At 67.7% G+C, this 14,208-nt stretch carries 13 protein-coding genes; 7 read left to right on the top strand and 6 right to left on the bottom strand.

What is annotated here, in order from left to right:
* Positions 1-49: 49 nt before the first annotated feature.
* Together OG300_RS23680 and OG300_RS23675 are read left to right on the top strand one after the other, a co-directional pair.
* Positions 50-841: an esterase/lipase family protein gene (locus tag OG300_RS23680; protein WP_405485063.1), complete on the top strand. Its 792-nt coding sequence runs from the start codon at positions 50-52 to the stop codon at positions 839-841.
* Between the two features lie 52 nt (positions 842-893).
* Positions 894-1,460: a PadR family transcriptional regulator gene (locus OG300_RS23675; protein ID WP_405485061.1), complete on the top strand. Its 567-nt coding sequence runs from the start codon at positions 894-896 to the stop codon at positions 1,458-1,460.
* Positions 1,461-1,624: 164 nt separating this feature from the next.
* Here OG300_RS23675 and OG300_RS23670 read toward each other — a convergent pair whose 3' ends face one another.
* From OG300_RS23670 to OG300_RS23660, 3 genes are all read right to left on the bottom strand, one after another.
* On the bottom strand, positions 1,625-2,242 hold the full coding sequence (locus tag OG300_RS23670) for a TetR family transcriptional regulator (RefSeq protein WP_405485059.1): 618 nt from the start codon (positions 2,240-2,242) through the stop codon (positions 1,625-1,627).
* 79 nt (positions 2,243-2,321) lie between these two features.
* A complete protein-coding gene (locus OG300_RS23665) occupies positions 2,322-3,554 on the bottom strand; it encodes an MFS transporter (RefSeq protein WP_405485057.1) in 1,233 nt (410 codons plus the stop codon).
* Positions 3,535-4,401: an SDR family NAD(P)-dependent oxidoreductase gene (locus OG300_RS23660; protein ID WP_405485055.1), complete on the bottom strand. Its 867-nt coding sequence runs from the start codon at positions 4,399-4,401 to the stop codon at positions 3,535-3,537. The genes OG300_RS23665 and OG300_RS23660 overlap by 20 nt, the downstream gene beginning before the upstream one ends.
* 207 nt (positions 4,402-4,608) lie before the next feature.
* On the opposite strand from OG300_RS23660, the gene OG300_RS23655 reads away from it, so the two are divergent.
* The 3 genes from OG300_RS23655 (at position 4,609) to OG300_RS23645 (ending at position 7,962) form a co-directional block, all read left to right on the top strand.
* A complete protein-coding gene (locus OG300_RS23655) occupies positions 4,609-5,685 on the top strand; it encodes a lipase family protein (RefSeq protein ID WP_405485053.1) in 1,077 nt (358 codons plus the stop codon).
* 132 nt (positions 5,686-5,817) lie between these two features.
* Positions 5,818-6,933, top strand: a complete 1,116-nt coding sequence (locus OG300_RS23650) for a hypothetical protein (protein WP_405485051.1) — start codon at positions 5,818-5,820, stop codon at positions 6,931-6,933.
* A gap of 3 nt (positions 6,934-6,936) precedes the next feature.
* Positions 6,937-7,962: a phosphotransferase family protein gene (locus tag OG300_RS23645; protein WP_405485049.1), complete on the top strand. Its 1,026-nt coding sequence runs from the start codon at positions 6,937-6,939 to the stop codon at positions 7,960-7,962.
* A 44-nt stretch (positions 7,963-8,006) separates the two neighbouring features.
* Here the strand turns inward: OG300_RS23645 and OG300_RS23640 are convergent, their stop codons facing one another.
* Entirely contained in the window at positions 8,007-10,391 is a 2,385-nt protein-coding gene (locus OG300_RS23640; RefSeq protein ID WP_405485047.1) for a glycoside hydrolase family 3 C-terminal domain-containing protein, read from the bottom strand.
* A gap of 17 nt (positions 10,392-10,408) precedes the next feature.
* Entirely contained in the window at positions 10,409-11,386 is a 978-nt protein-coding gene (locus OG300_RS23635) for a hypothetical protein (RefSeq protein ID WP_405485045.1), read from the bottom strand.
* A 145-nt stretch (positions 11,387-11,531) separates the two neighbouring features.
* Between OG300_RS23635 and OG300_RS23630 the strand changes: the two genes are divergently transcribed.
* The gene (locus tag OG300_RS23630) at positions 11,532-12,776 is read left to right on the top strand and encodes a helix-turn-helix domain-containing protein (protein ID WP_405485043.1); all 1,245 of its coding nucleotides are present in this window, start codon (positions 11,532-11,534) and stop codon (positions 12,774-12,776) included.
* A 19-nt stretch (positions 12,777-12,795) separates the two neighbouring features.
* Here the strand turns inward: OG300_RS23630 and OG300_RS23625 are convergent, their stop codons facing one another.
* Entirely contained in the window at positions 12,796-13,470 is a 675-nt protein-coding gene (locus tag OG300_RS23625; protein ID WP_405485041.1) for a DUF305 domain-containing protein, read from the bottom strand.
* A 101-nt stretch (positions 13,471-13,571) separates the two neighbouring features.
* On the opposite strand from OG300_RS23625, the gene OG300_RS23620 reads away from it, so the two are divergent.
* Positions 13,572-14,159 carry a TetR/AcrR family transcriptional regulator gene (locus OG300_RS23620; protein WP_405485039.1) on the top strand — a complete coding sequence of 196 codons (588 nt, stop codon included), beginning with the start codon at positions 13,572-13,574 and terminating at the stop codon, positions 14,157-14,159.
* The last annotated feature ends 49 nt before the right edge of the window (positions 14,160-14,208 follow it).

Genomic DNA, 14,208 nt, shown 5'->3' with positions numbered 1-14,208 from the left:
AGTGCACGTCATCACCAAAATCGGTGCCGCCGCGGCGATTACCTGCATCATGACTGCTACCGCCGCAGCCAACGCTCACGCGGCGCCGCCGCAGACCGCGACTCCGCTGGCCTCGCTCGAAGCATGCCCGGATGGCACCGGTGCGAGTGCGCCGGTGCTCCTCGTCCACGGCACCAATGCGTCGGTCGAGCAAAGCCTGGGTCCGGTGCGCGACGGCCTGCTCGAGGACGGCCGTTGCGTCTACGGACTCGATTACGATTCCCGGCAACCACTTTCGACATCGGCCGACTACTTCACCGCCGCCGTCGACCGGATCCTCGAGCTCAACCACACCGATGCGATCGACCTGGTAGGCAAGTCTCAGGGCGGCTTGATCGCACGCGCGGTGAGCCTCGAATTCGCTGCCCGGCCGGTGAATCCGATCAAGACGGTGGTCGCGATCAGCGGCCCGCAGCACGGCGTGAACCAGACCGTCGCGGGCATCGACGTCACGGCGCTGGTCGCCCAGGTCCCAGGATTGCACGACAGGATGCCGGCGTTGGCCGACATGCTCGCGGGTTCTGCGTATCTGACCGAACTCAACAGCGGTCCGATGACAGCACCCGGCGTGCGCTACACCATGATCGCCTCTCGCGACGATCAGATCGCGACCCCGTTCACCACCGCGTTCATCGACGCCCCGGATGTCACCAATATCGTGATTCAAGACGGCTGCCCCGACGATCACGCGGGCCACCTGGCCGAGACCAGCGATCCTCGCACCGTCGACCTGACCCTGCACGCGCTCGACCCCCAGCTGCACCCCACCATTCGCTGCGCTGCTAACAATGATCGGCGATAGGCCCGACGCCGGCGTGCGGAGTGGCGAACCATCCGTACGGAAGGAGTTGGGAATGCTCGACAATCTCATTCTCGGGATGCTGTCACTGCGGCCACTCTCGGGATACGACCTGGGCAAGTGGATGGACGGGCCCGGCCGGTTCATCGGCTACCGGGTGGCGCTGCCGCAGATCTATCGCACGCTCGCCAAACTCGTCGACCGCGGGCTCGTCGAGTTCGACGTCGATCCGCGTGAGGGCAAACCCGACGCCAAGGTGTACCGGCTCACGGAAGTTGGTCGGCAAGCGTTGCTGGACTGGGCTCATTCGCCCTACGAGCCCGCGCCTCGGCCGATGGACCCCGATTTCATGCTGCGGTTCGTGTTCGCCGGAATCATCGACCGCGACATCGCTGTCCGCGTGCTACGTACCGAACTCGACTACCGGCGCACGCAAATCCGGAACCCTACTCCGATCGACGAGTTGGTCGGAGTGATCGAACCGGTCGTTGATATCGACCAGGACTGGGCCGGACGGGTCATGCGGACGGCGCACAACCATGGTCGATCCTCCATGGCTTCGTACATCGGCTGGCTCGAAATGACGCTTGCCGACTTCGAAGCCGCGGGCGGCATAGCTTGACGGGCGACAGTGTGTCTCCATCCGGCCCAGCGGCCGGATGGAGACACCCGGTTATGTGATAGTCAAGCGCCGCACAAGGATTCAGCCGTGCGACGATCCTCCGGACGAGCCGGTCTTGAGATTCTGTGATCGACTGCGGCCCGCGTCGCCGACGAGGTGGCCGGTTAACGTCGCTCGATGAGGAGGTCGCGTCGCAGCACCGCGGTCAAGGTCCGCATCGCAGCGGCCATATCGAATGATTCGTCCTGCAGCCATTGCTCCTCTAGGCCCGACATGGCCGCGATGACGATCCCGGCCACCGCGACGGGTTCCACATCGGCGCGCACATCTCCGGCCGCGATACCGGCCGTGATGACGCCGGCCAGATTCGCACGGAAGGTGCGGGTGCGTTGCTGCGCCCAGTCGCGAGCGAACTGCGGGGTGTCTTCGGCCCCGAGGTTGCCGAGGTGAGCCAGGCGGGTGAGCTCGCGATTGCGCTGGTTGCGAGCGACGAGGTCGTCGATGATATCCAGGGCTCGTAACAGTGCAGGCCCCTCGTAGCCGCGGTCGATCTCGACGGCGTCGAACGCTTGCTCGTCACGTTCGGCCAGTGCCGCCGCGAGCAACGCTTCCTTGCTCGAGAAATGGTGCAGCAGACCGGATCTGGTGATGCCCGCGGTATCCGCGACGGCAGCCAGGGAGGTGCCGCGATAGCCGCGCGTCGCGAACAGGGCGAGGGCGGCGGTGACGATCTTGGCGCGGCGGGCCGCTCCGGTCTGTTCCGCATCCCGGGTTCTCGCCACTGGTCCGGACTCCTCATGTTCGACTGCCTGGGGTTTCGCACCGAGCCTAATATCGCGGTGCGCCGCCGCGGTGCAGGCATCATCGTGCACTCCTGATGGGCAGTACCGCCAACGCTCCGGCCCCCGCGACGATTGCCACGGCGGGAAACAGCGCGCCGTATCCGCCGGTGGCCGACACGATGCCGGCGGCGGCGAGGGGAGCGATCACATTGGGGAGGGTGGCAGCGATATTGACGATGCCCAGATCCTTGGCGAAGGCTTCCTTATCCGGCAGGATCTCCGAGACCAAGGCCTGATCGACCGACAGGAAGATCCCGAAGCCGATGGTCACCGTGACGCCCCACAGCAGCAGCCCCGTGGCCGTCGGCAACGCGAGCGGCACCAGCGCGGACGCAGCGATGACCAGCCCGCCGATCAACGTGAGCGGTTTGCGCCGACCGGTCCGATCCGACCAGGGCCCGGCCACGGCGATCGCCACCACCAGGCCCGGCAAACCCACCAGCCCGATCAGCGGAACGAGTTTCGCCGCGGCGGCCGCGGAGAGACCGACGTACCCCTGCGCGATGTACATGGTGTAGGTGAGGACCATGTAGTAGCCGCCGAGAATCAAGAAGCGGCCGAGAAACGCCCACCACAGGTCCGGGCAACGCCGGGGATCGATCCAGAATGATTGCGCGGCAGTCTTTGCCGAGAACGCGGGCCGCGGCACATCCCGGTTGTCGGCATCGGGATTGAGGAGCACGAACACGACGACGGCAACCACGATCAGGCCCGCGAAGACCGGATAACCGAGTGGTATCCGGGCCGAGAAAGCCGATGCGACAAGGGGTCCGAGCATGGCCGCGACGATCGTTCCCAGGCCCGCCAGCGTCGAGTACCGCCCGCGAAGCCGGACCGGAACCCGGTCGGGCAGGATCGCCGAGAGCGGTCCGTACACGGCGTTCGCGCCGACGTGCACCACCATCACCGCGATCACCAGCATCGCCAATGAGGTCGAGAGCCCGGCGGTGATCAGACCGACCGCACTCATCAGCACGCCGATCAACATCCACGGCGTTCGACGTCCGAATGTGGACCGGGTCCGGTCGGACATGACGCCGACGACCGGCTGTGCGACCAGCGCTGCCATGGCGGCGGCAACATGCACCAGGGCGAGGTTTCCGACCTTGGCGGCATTGTTGATCTCCTGAACCTGCAGCGCGGCAAAGTAATTCGACGCCGCGAAGGCCAATTGCGGAGCGGCGCTGACGAACGGCACGGTGAGCAGCAGCCGTCGCACTCCGGTGCGGCGCTCAGCGTCCGTTCGCGACATGCGTTTCTCCGGGCACGACAAGAGCGTCGTCGGCCAGTCGCCACATGCGTTCAACCTGGTCACGGAAGGTATCGCGACTGTATTCGGGAAGCGCGAAAACGATCGGAGCGTCACGGCGGATGCCATCCACCGCCAGACGCGCAACCTCGGCGGGCTCGATGCTCATCGGAATCACCCCGGTGCCGAAGGGCTCGGCGGCCGGGCGACCGAACGCTGCGGGCCGGGTGCGCTGGGCATCGAGGATGCGGGTGGCGGCCTGGCCGGGACACAAGGTGGTGACGCCGATGCCGTCGGTGGCGAGCTCACCGCGCAAGCCCAGTGAGAGCCCGAGAATCGCGTGCTTCGTGGCGGTGTAGAGCGCCGTGCCCGCCGGATCGGGCAGAAAGGCGTGGGTGGAAGCGGTATTCATGATCTGCCGCCACCCGCTCGCGGCACGCATGCGAGGCAGGAACGCGTGCAGGCAGTTGAGCATGCCCTCGATATTCACCGACGACAGCCAGCCCCAATCGCCGATCGACGAGTCCGCCACCGACCCGAACAACAACACCCCGGCGTTGTTGCACAACAACTCGACCGACCCGAACTTCGCGTAGGCGGCCTGCGCGAGGGCCTCGGTCGATTCCGGATCGGTCACGTCCACCTGTGCCCCGAGTGCGTCGACACCATCCGCCTGCAGTGCCTCGGCGACCGCCCGCGCCCCGTCGCCATCGAGATCGGCCACGACGACCGACATGCCGCGCGCTCCGAGCTCGGCCGCCAGTGCCGCACCGATTCCGCCCGCCGCGCCGGTCACGACCGCGCTGCGACCCGCGAACCTGACGGGTTCGGGCTGCTCAATTTCGGCCATCGATGTCCCTTTCCTTGATGGATCGACGCACGGAAGCTAGCACACTGACTGCTCAGTCGGTTAGCCTTCGGCGGAGAATTCAGCTCCCCCGGAAAGAGTCCGATCATGCCCCTGAGTCGCGCCCTGGCGGTTACGCTCCTTGCCTTCGCCACCCCGATGTTCGTTCCCGCTTCGTCCGGCGCCGACCCTGTGAACTCGGGTTATACGGTGCCGGATCGGGATTCGTTCTACGCACCGCCCGCGGACCTCGGCTCCTTCCCGCCCGGCGGGCTCATCGCCGACCGCGCGATCACCACGACGCTGCATGTGCCGGTCCGCGCCTGGCAATTGGCCTACCGCAGCAATGATTCCCACGATCAGGCGCGGTTGGCGGTCACCACGGTCCTGGTTCCACTCACGCCCTGGCCGGGACCCGGACCCCGCCCAGCGGTCTCGGTGCAGGTGGCCGAGGATTCGACCGGCACCCAGTGTGCCCCCTCGTATCAGCTGGCCACGGGTGGATTTCAGGGCAACACCGTCGAGGCGCTGCTCGCCCGCAACTGGGCGGTGGCGGTACCCGACCATGAGGGACCCGGCAGCGCCTTCCTGTCCGGACAACAAGCAGGGCACACAGTCCTCGACGGCATCCGTGCCGTCGAGCAGCTCGACGCGGCAGATCTGGGACCGGGCACTCGCTGGGGATTGACCGGCTACTCCGGGGGCGGATTCGCCACGGCCTGGGCGGCGCAGCTCCAACCTGCCTACGCCCCGGAGCTCACCTTCGCCGGGGCCGCGATCGGGGGGCTCCCCGCCGACCTGCCGATCGTGGCTGCCAACGTCGACGGAACCCTGTTCGCCGGTTTCGGTTTCGGGGCCATGGTCGGCCTGCGGCGAGAGTTTCCTGAAGCCGACATCGACAGTGTGCTCAACGATCGAGGCCGCGCGGACCTCGTGCGAGCCGACGGGAAGTGCATGCTCGAGCTGCTGGCGAACTTTCCCTTCCAGTCGGTCGCGGCGGGCACGGCACTTGCCGATCCCTGGCACGATCCGCGATTGATCGCTGTCCTGCAACGCAATTCACTCGGCGCGACGGCCCCGACGATGCAGATCTACAGCTATCACTCGATGGTCGACGAGGTGGTGCCCGTCACCCAGGACGACGAACTCGTCCGTACCTGGCGCGAGCGGGACACCGACATTGTCACGGTCCGCGATCCCGCCGGCACCCACGCCGAAGAAGCGGCGAAAGGCCAAGCGGGCGCCGACGATTACCTCGCGGCGCGGTTCACCGCCACGCCACACTGAACCGACGACGAACGGCCAGCTCGATCGAAGAAGTTCTCGGATTGGGGTTACCGCCGCCACGCTTTTCAAATACGCTACGACCCGTATTCGAATTATGTGGCCGTGGCCACAGGTACCGAGAGGCACTCGCCGATGCTCACCCCCCAGGACGAACTGCTCTGCCACCAGCTGCCCACCACCTTCGACCACGTCCAGCAGAGTGATCTGCGCTGGACCGAGCGCGTGGTGATGTACGGCTTCGACAAGACCCGCCGGGTCAGCGTCATGACCGGAATGGCGCGCTACCCCAACCGCAATCTCATCGACGCCTACGCCATGATCACGGTCGGCGATCGGGCGCACACCATCCGCCTGTCCCGGCAGATCGACACCCGCTACGACGGACTCGGCTCCTGGCAGGTCGGGCCCTTCACCTACGAGATCGTCGAGCCGCTGCGGAAGGTGCGTGCCACCCTCGCCGACAACGAGCACGGCATCCGGCTGCAACTCGAATTCGACGCGCAGTTCCCGGCTTACGAGCAGGAGCCCGCCTTCTTCCGTACTCGGGGGCGGGTACGTGAGGACGCCCGCCGGTACTACCAGAACGGGCGGGTATCCGGCTGGCTGGAGTTCGACGGCGAACGCATCGAGATCGAGCCCGCGGATTGGTGGTTCGGTCGCGACCATTCCTGGGGTACCCGGCACGGCGGAGGCGGCGGGGCCATCAACGAGGGCGGCGGCATACTGCAGCCCGGTGAGATCCCGGACGGCGTCCTCTACTACATGGGCATCTTCCAATTCGACGACGAGCTGGTGCATTTCGCGCAGCGCGAGACTCCGGAGGGCGCGCGCTGGCACTTCGAGGGCACGGTGTTGCCGCCGCTGGATTCGGATACGCCACCGCAGCCGGTCCGCGATGCCGGGCACGATCTGACCTTCCGAGACGACTTCCGCATCGTCAGCGGCGGCGTCTTCACCATCGTCGACGCTCTCGGCAAGACCCGGGAGTTCACCATCACCCCGGTCGGCGACTTCTGGCCCGGCATAGCGGGATACGACTTCTATCGCGGCTACGCGTCGGGCATCTGGAAGGGCGAGGACTGGAGCGACAGCTTCGTCGCCGACCTCACCGACACCCAGGATCTGAAGCAGGCCAGCATGCTCAGTGAAACCTTCTGTCGTGTCGAGACCGAGGGCAAGGTTGGCTATGGGCTGGTCGAAATGGTCTTCCTGGGCCGCAACGAGCGCTACGGGTACGAAGGGTACTGAGCTTTGAGCATCACTCGACTGCCCGCGGAGCAGCTGGCAGCGGCGCTGGAACCCGCTGTGTACCAACATGTCCCGATATCCGGCGCGGCTCGTATCCGTCAATTCACCCGCACCGCTCGCGGATTCGCCACCGAGACGTTCCTGTTCGAGGTCGAGGACGACCGGGGCACGCTTCCGCTGGTCTTCCGTCGGCCGCCGGAGATGTCGCTGTTCCCCGACTACGACCTGCTGCGGCAGGTACTGGTCATGCAGCGGCTGGCCGACACCGATATCCCGGTCGCCACACCGCTGTGGCTGGACCGGGACGGCGGCGGGCTCGGCAGTCCGTACTTCGTCATGAATCGGCTCGCGGGCGAAGCACCCAGCGACTATCCCTCCTATCATTCGGCGGGCAACTACTTCGAGGCCACCCCGGAACAGCGTGAACGCATGTGGTGGGGTTGCCTCGACACGATCGCCGACATTCACCGATTGGATTGGCGGGCACTGCGACTGGACTTCCTGGCGTTGCCGGAATACGGCGCGCGGCCCGTCGAGCAGATCGTGAACTACCTGGACTCCGCGTTGACCTGGGCCACCGAGGGCGAGCAGCCCGAGATCTATCGTCGGGCCGTCGCCTACCTGCGGGCCAACCTCTACGAGCCGGACCACACCACGCTCTGCTGGGGCGACGCGCGCATGTCGAATATCCTGTACGACAACGATTTCCGGGTCAGCGGTGTACTGGACTGGGAGATCGCATATCTCGGTGATCACGAGGCCGATCTGGGCTGGCTGCTGTTCCTGGACTGGGCCAGCAGCGAATTCGAGGGCCGTTCGCCGCTGCCCGGCACCCCGACCCGAGAGCAGACCATCGCCCACTACGAGAACCGCACCGGAATGCCGGTCCGCAATCTCCGATTCAACGAGATCCTGGCCGCCGTACTGCTGTCGGTTCCCTTGCTGCGCATGGCCAATCGCGTCCAGCTGCCGCCGGAGATGAACATCACCGGCTTCTGCACCACTCGAATCGAGCAGTTGCTGCCGTGATTCCTACGTGCCGCCGCGCCGAGCGTCTCGGGCGGCGGCACCGATCAGCGGATGCCGGCCGTGTGGGGAAGGTCGGTCACCGAAGTCCCGACCCACAGTGTGAACGTGCCGGGTTCGACCGCCCAGCCGTCGACCGTCCAGTGCTCGAAAGCCCTTGGTGGCAGCTCGATCTGGATGGTGCGGGCCTGACCGGCGTCCAGCGTGACGGTGGTGAATCCGGCGAGCCATCGGACCGGCCGATCGATGGCGCTGTCCGGGCGGGACAGGTAGGCCTGGAAGACCTGCTTTCCGGTGCGGTCACCGGTATTCGCGACGGTCAGGCTCGCGGTGTGCCCCGAGACCCGCAGATCCCCGGAAGACCAGGTGGTGTAGCCGAGTCCGTACCCGAAGGGGTAGGCGGGTTCGGTCCCGGCCCGTAGCCAGGCGCGGTAGCCGATGTGGATGTCCTCGGCGTACTCGAGCACGCCGTGCTGTGGCGTGGTGTCGAGCACGGGGACCTCGGCGATGGTCCGGGGCCAGGTGGTGGGCAGCCGCCCGCCGGGTTCGACCACGCCGGTGAGAACGTTCGCGAGCGCGTCGCCGAACTCCTGGCCGGGGAACCAGGTCAGTAGCACGGCGGCGACGTCGTCGCGCCACGGCATCTCCACCGGCGCACCGGAATTGACCACGACGACGGTGCGCGGATTCACGGCCGCCACCGCGGCGACGAGTTCGTCCTGGCGGTCGGGCAGCCGCAGCGAGGTGCGGTCGGCGCCTTCGCTCTCGATCTTCTCGCTGGTACCGACCAGCACCACCGCGACCTCGGCGGCGCGCGCCAATTCGACCGCGGCGGCGAACTCTTCGTCCCTGGGGCGTCGCGGCCGGTCGATGCCGAACAGGAAGGCCAGCAGTACCCCGAGCCCGGGCATGGCCTCGGGGACGTCGATGGTGAGGCGGATGTCGACCTGCTGACCGGCCTTCAGGTGCCGGGTCACCGATCGCTGCGGCGGTTCCATCAGCGCCGCGACCGGATCGCCCGCGGCGTCGACGACGTCCTCGTCGATCACCACCGCCCCGTCGATCTCCAGGCGCATCCGGCCGGTGCCGCCGCAGCCGAGCTGCCAGTCGCCCTCCGCGTCGGCGCGCAGCCGCGCGTGAACTTCCATATGCGTTGCCCGGGTAGCCAATTCGTCTCCGAGCAGCACGAGGTGGGCGGTGCCGCGATGCCGCGAGCCGATCTCGGTGTCGTCGTCGAAGTAGCGCACCCGGACACCCGGCGTGCCGATCTCCGGATCGGTGACCAGTTCCACCGGGGCGGGGACCAACCCCTCGATCAAGCGGACGCCCGGCGTATGCGTCACGGGCAGCACGGCGCGCAACCCGGCCAGCGGGGTGCTCACGTGCGTCGGGATCACCGTGGCGCTGCCGCCGCCCATGATGCGAGGTTCGGCCGCGGACGGTCCGAGTAGCGCAACCGTCGTGCCCGCGTGCAGCGGGAGCGTTCCGTCGTTGCGCACCAGCACCATCGACTCGGTGGTGAGGCGGCGCACCAGGTTTCGCGCGTGATTCTCGGTGAAGAACAGTGTGGGCCAGGGTATTCCGTCGAGCGCGCCGACTCGGGTGGCGAACCTCAGGATGCGGCGGACCTTCTCGTCGATCGCGGCCTCGTCGATCTCGCCGGACCGGACCGCCTCGAGCAGCGGTTCGCCCCACAGCATCGGCGGTCCCGGCATACACAGATCGGTGCCCCCGGCCGCCGCCGAGGTGGAGCGGACACCGCCCCAATCCGAGACCACGACGCCGTCGAATCCCCACTCGCCCTTCAGTGGTTCGGCCAGCAGCGGGTTGTCGGACATGGCCGCGCCGTTCACCCCGTTGTAGGAGTTCATGATCATCCACGCGCCCGCCTCGACGGCCCGTTCGAACGGATAGAGGTACAGCTCGCGCAGCGCACGATCGGAGACCCGGACGTCGGCGCTGTAGCGCTCGGTCTCGGAATCGTTGGCCACGTAGTGCTTCGGGCAGGCGCTCACCCCGTGATCCTGCACCGCGCGCACGTATGCGGCGGCCATCTCGGCGGTGAGCAGCGGGTCCTCGGAGAAGCATTCGAAGTGCCGCCCGCCCAGCGGTGAGCGATGCAGGTTGATGGTCGGTCCCAGCACCGCGTACACGTTCTTGCGGCGGGCCTCGGTGGCGATCAGCGCGCCGATCTCGTTGAGCAGCTGCGGATCCCACGTCGCGGCCACCGCGGTGCCGGACGGCAGGCTCACCGACGGATCCGGGTCGTCCAGGTTCTCGCCGCGCACCCCGGACGGCCCGTCCGAGATCGGCATCTCGGCCAGGCCGATGCCCGGATCGCCCGCCAGTCGGAACAGGCTCGCTCCGGAGATGAGTCGGATCTTCGCCGGTAGGTCGAGCTTCGCCAGCAACTGGTCGATGCGGTCGTCCATGAGCGGGTCTTCCCCTTTCAGTTGATATTGCTCTGTTGGTCGGTCCAATGCGCGTTGTGCTCGAATTCGCCTGTTCCCGAGACGAATACGCTGTGCGCCTGGGAATCCCCGCACAGTCGGTCCAGGAGCCAGGCGGTCAGATAGCCGAGGTACCCGTCGACGCCGTCGTTGCAGCCGAGGTTCGTGCAGCCGGGCTGACCCTGGATGTCGTTGTGGCTGGCGTTGATCAGGGCTGCCCGGGCCTTGGGTATCGACGCGGGCAGCGTGTCGTAGACGCCCCGCATTCCGTCGGTCGAACCCGCGGTGGGTACCGGGTCCGCGGTGCCGCTGACGAGCAGCACCGAACTCGTGATCAGGCCGGTGGGGATATCGCAGACGTGCTGCCCGGGGATCAGCGGCGGCAGACTGGAACACAGCCCCTGCGAAGGCATTTCGATGGTGACGGTCGTCTTGACCAGACCGTTCGAATGCGCTGCCGCGTTGAGTGCGCCGAGTCCGCCCTGGGAGTGGCCCATGGCGCCGATCTCGCCGGTATCGAGCTTCCGGTAGAACTCGCTGTCAGGATCGCTGTTCTGCTGTGTCAGATAGCCCACCCCGTCGAGCAGCTGAGCGCCGGTGCCGGTGCTGGTCAGATCGGGGGCGATCACCACGAAACCCCAGGAGGCCAGGTGCGCCAGCAGGAAGTCGTATTCCCGGGGGTGTGCCAGGGTCCCGTCTCCCCAGGCGATGATCGGATGGCGGGTTCCGCTCGCGCCGAGATCCGCCGGGTACCAGATGTCGTACGCCTCGCCGGTGGAACTGCAGCAGTCGGTCCCGGCCCGTTTCGTCACCGGATGCGGGCCCGCCGCGTGATAGATGGCTTCGACCGGTCCGGCGGGCTGATAGTCGGGGGTCGCCTGGGCCGGGGTCCCGGCCGATATCGCAGCGTAGGACAGCGCGATCGCTGCTGCGACGGTACGGACACGGCCGCGCTGCCGTGCGGATTTCTGATTCACGATCGCCGACGTTAGGTGCGCGGAGTCCACCCGGAGCCCGTCCGAATCGTTCTGCAGACACTTGCAGACGGCGGCCGCCGTGGACGTATTCTGACGCGACATTCGATTCGTCCTGATCGGGTCGGTACGCGGAGAGGCGGGGCGCATGACGGAGATCGGGCGTGCGCTGCGCACCGCGCGGCTGGCCGCCGGTCTGAGCTTGCAGGGTATGGCCGGGCGCGCGAACTATTCGAAGCCGTATCTCGGGCAGCTGGAAACCGGCGCTCGCGCCGTTCGTGCGGAACATGTCGCCGCCTACGAGTCGGCGCTCGGGGTGTCGTTGAGTCCGCTGTACGCGCGGGTGCCGGTGGCCGGGCAGGACGACAGCCAGCTGCCACTCGAGTTGTCGTCGCTACTGCTGCCGGTCGCCGCGGTCGGCGGCGGCGCGGGCGGATTCACGCTCGGAGAGCTACGTACGGCCGAGCGATCGGCGCGGTGGGCGCGCGGTCTGCAATGGTCGGATTCGACGCCGCCCCGGCGGGTCGTGATCGACTGGCTGGAGGCGAATCTGCCGCGCCTGCAACAGCTCTCGTCCGGTACCCGGCGCGCGGAGCAGTCGCTACGGGTGGGCGCCGAACTCGCCGATATCGCGGCCGACATGTCCTGGGACATCGAGGACACCGACTCCGCCCGCAGGTTCTATCTGATCTCCGCCCGCCTGGCGCATACCGCGGGCGACGCCGGGCTGGCGGCCGCGGCCCTCGCCGGGCTCGCCATGCAGTATCTGGATCACGGCAGGCCCGAGGACGGGCTGGAGGTCGCGCAACTGGCGCAGTACGTCGCCCGGCGCTCGGCGACCCCGCGGCTACGGGCCGCGCTGGCGCATCTGCAAGCCACCGCCTACGGCATCGTGGGCGACACCACGGCGTTCGAGCGGGAAACCGCGTACGCCATCGAATGTCATCTGGAGGCGGCCGCGAACCCGCCGACGGATACGGCGGTCGACCGCAGCTTGACCGCGTTGAATCTGAGTTTTCTGCTCGGGCCCCGGCGCACCTGGCCGAGTCGCGGCCGGCAGTCGGAGTTGCTCGGTCCCAGCTATCGGCATGTGGTCGCGACCCGTCCGCGACTGGCCGGAGCGGCCTTCGGCATGGATCGAACTCCTTTGCCGGACAACATGGTCGAGCCCGCCATGACGCTGACATCCGTCGCCCGCCTGCAGTTGATGCTGGGTGAACCGGAGCGGGCGGCGCAACTCGTCGGCCTGGCCCTGCCGTTCGTCGGATCGCGAGCCGGTGGCCGCACGGCTGCTCGTCTGCGCGACTTCCATCATGAGTCGAGGCAATTCGCCGAGGTGTCCGATATTCGCGCCGTTCGTACCGCGATCCTGGATGTCACGGCCGACCGCTGAGGCGGCGTCGCCGAGTGCGTTACCCGAGGTTCTCGCGCTGGGTGAGAAGCATCCCCATGACGCCGATCTCCTGGCTCTGCGCGCTGATCATGTCCCGCGCGGCGAGCTTGACGGGTCCGCTGGCGAGCAGCGAATCGGCGGCCTGGGCCATGGCGATGCCGCCGTAGTGGTGTCGGCGCATCAGTTGCAGGAAAAGAACTTCCGCGTCGCGGCCGTGCGCGGCGGACAGTGCGTCGAGTTCGGCCGGGCTCGCCGTGCCCGGCATCGTGGTACCCAAGACCGGGGCGGTCGAGGTGAGGGTCGGGTGCCCGTGATGACCGGAGGCCGGGGTGTCGCCGGCCGCGTGCATCCACGCCATCGGATGCGGATCGGTGGGCGTGACACCGGTCAGCCGCAGCCAGCCCAGCATCATGCCGACCTCGACGCGCTGGTTGTCGGCAATCTGCTGGGCGAGGCCGCGCACCGTCGGGTCGGCTGCGGGATCCAGGCGCTGCGCCATGATCAGCGCCTGCTGATGGTGGGCGAGCATGTCCTGTGTGAACCCGATCTCGATGGCGTTGAGAACCGGTGGGGGAGCAGGCTTTTCCGGTGCGACCAGTGGACGGGCCGCCGCCCCGAGCACCAGCAGGAGCAGGGCCAGCGAGCCGAAGGCCAGGGTGGTGATCCGGTGTCGCCGGGTCGGGAATGATCTCATGTGCTGTCCCTCGTGCAGGGTGACGTCCGATGGAAGGCGGCAGCCGCGGGCCGGGGTGCGGCGATGTCGAGTCGAATAACGTAACAGGTTACTATGTAATGATGACCGCCGATGCGCAGTCGCGTCCCGGACGCCCGCGGGACGCCGACAAGGACCTCGCAGTGCTCATTGCCGCACGCCATCTGCTCGCGGAGGTCGGGTATCCGCAGACGACCGTGGTGGCGATCGCCAAGCGCGCCGGGGTGAACAGCCCGGCCATCTATCGTCGCTGGCCCACCCGGCAGGCGTTGCTGGAGGAGGCCATTCACGGTCCGGGTGGCCACGCGCTGCCCGCGCCGACCGGTGACCTGCGCGCGGATCTGGCCACCTGGGTGCGGATCTTCCTGGTCCGCGCCGAGAGTCCCGCCGCGCGGGCCGGAGTGCCCGGGCTGCTCGCCGACTCGCAGACCGAGGAGGCACGCCGCCGGTTGCTCGCCATCGGTGCGCCGATCCGAAAGGCCTTCGCCGAACTGCTCGGCGGCGCGGTGGACGACGGCCGCATCCCGCCGGGCGCGGACCCCGACCTGATCTTCGAAATACTCTCTGGCACAACCACATTCCATGCCCTGGTACGCGGCGGTGAGGACAGTGCGTCGTTCGTGACCGCGCTGGCCGATGCCCTGCACACCATGGCCGCGGCCGGGGCGTGAGCGGGCGGGAACCTGCCATCCCTGCCTGGCGCGGGTGTGGGGGATGACC

Origin of the sequence: Nocardia sp. NBC_00511 (genome assembly GCF_045161165.1) — a bacterium.
Lineage (GTDB): Bacteria > Actinomycetota > Actinomycetes > Mycobacteriales > Mycobacteriaceae > Nocardia.
Note: the sequence above shows the minus strand (reverse complement) of the source record. Positions and strands in the feature narration are given on the sequence as shown.

Bases quoted from the DNA above. Each gene is read 5' to 3' on its own strand.
- OG300_RS23620 (WP_405485039.1), top strand. From the start codon at position 13,572: ATGACCGCCGATGCGCAGTCGCGTCCCGGACGCCCGCGGGACGCCGAC.
- OG300_RS23660 (WP_405485055.1), bottom strand. From the start codon at position 4,401: ATGGCCGAAATTGAGCAGCCCGAACCCGTCAGGTTCGCGGGTCGCAGC.
- OG300_RS23630 (WP_405485043.1), top strand. From the start codon at position 11,532: ATGACGGAGATCGGGCGTGCGCTGCGCACCGCGCGGCTGGCCGCCGGT.
- OG300_RS23665 (WP_405485057.1), bottom strand. From the start codon at position 3,554: ATGTCGCGAACGGACGCTGAGCGCCGCACCGGAGTGCGACGGCTGCTG.
- OG300_RS23675 (WP_405485061.1), top strand. From the start codon at position 894: ATGCTCGACAATCTCATTCTCGGGATGCTGTCACTGCGGCCACTCTCG.
- OG300_RS23650 (WP_405485051.1), top strand. From the start codon at position 5,818: ATGCTCACCCCCCAGGACGAACTGCTCTGCCACCAGCTGCCCACCACC.
- OG300_RS23680 (WP_405485063.1), top strand. From the start codon at position 50: ATGACTGCTACCGCCGCAGCCAACGCTCACGCGGCGCCGCCGCAGACC.
- OG300_RS23625 (WP_405485041.1), bottom strand. From the start codon at position 13,470: ATGAGATCATTCCCGACCCGGCGACACCGGATCACCACCCTGGCCTTC.
- OG300_RS23640 (WP_405485047.1), bottom strand. From the start codon at position 10,391: ATGGACGACCGCATCGACCAGTTGCTGGCGAAGCTCGACCTACCGGCG.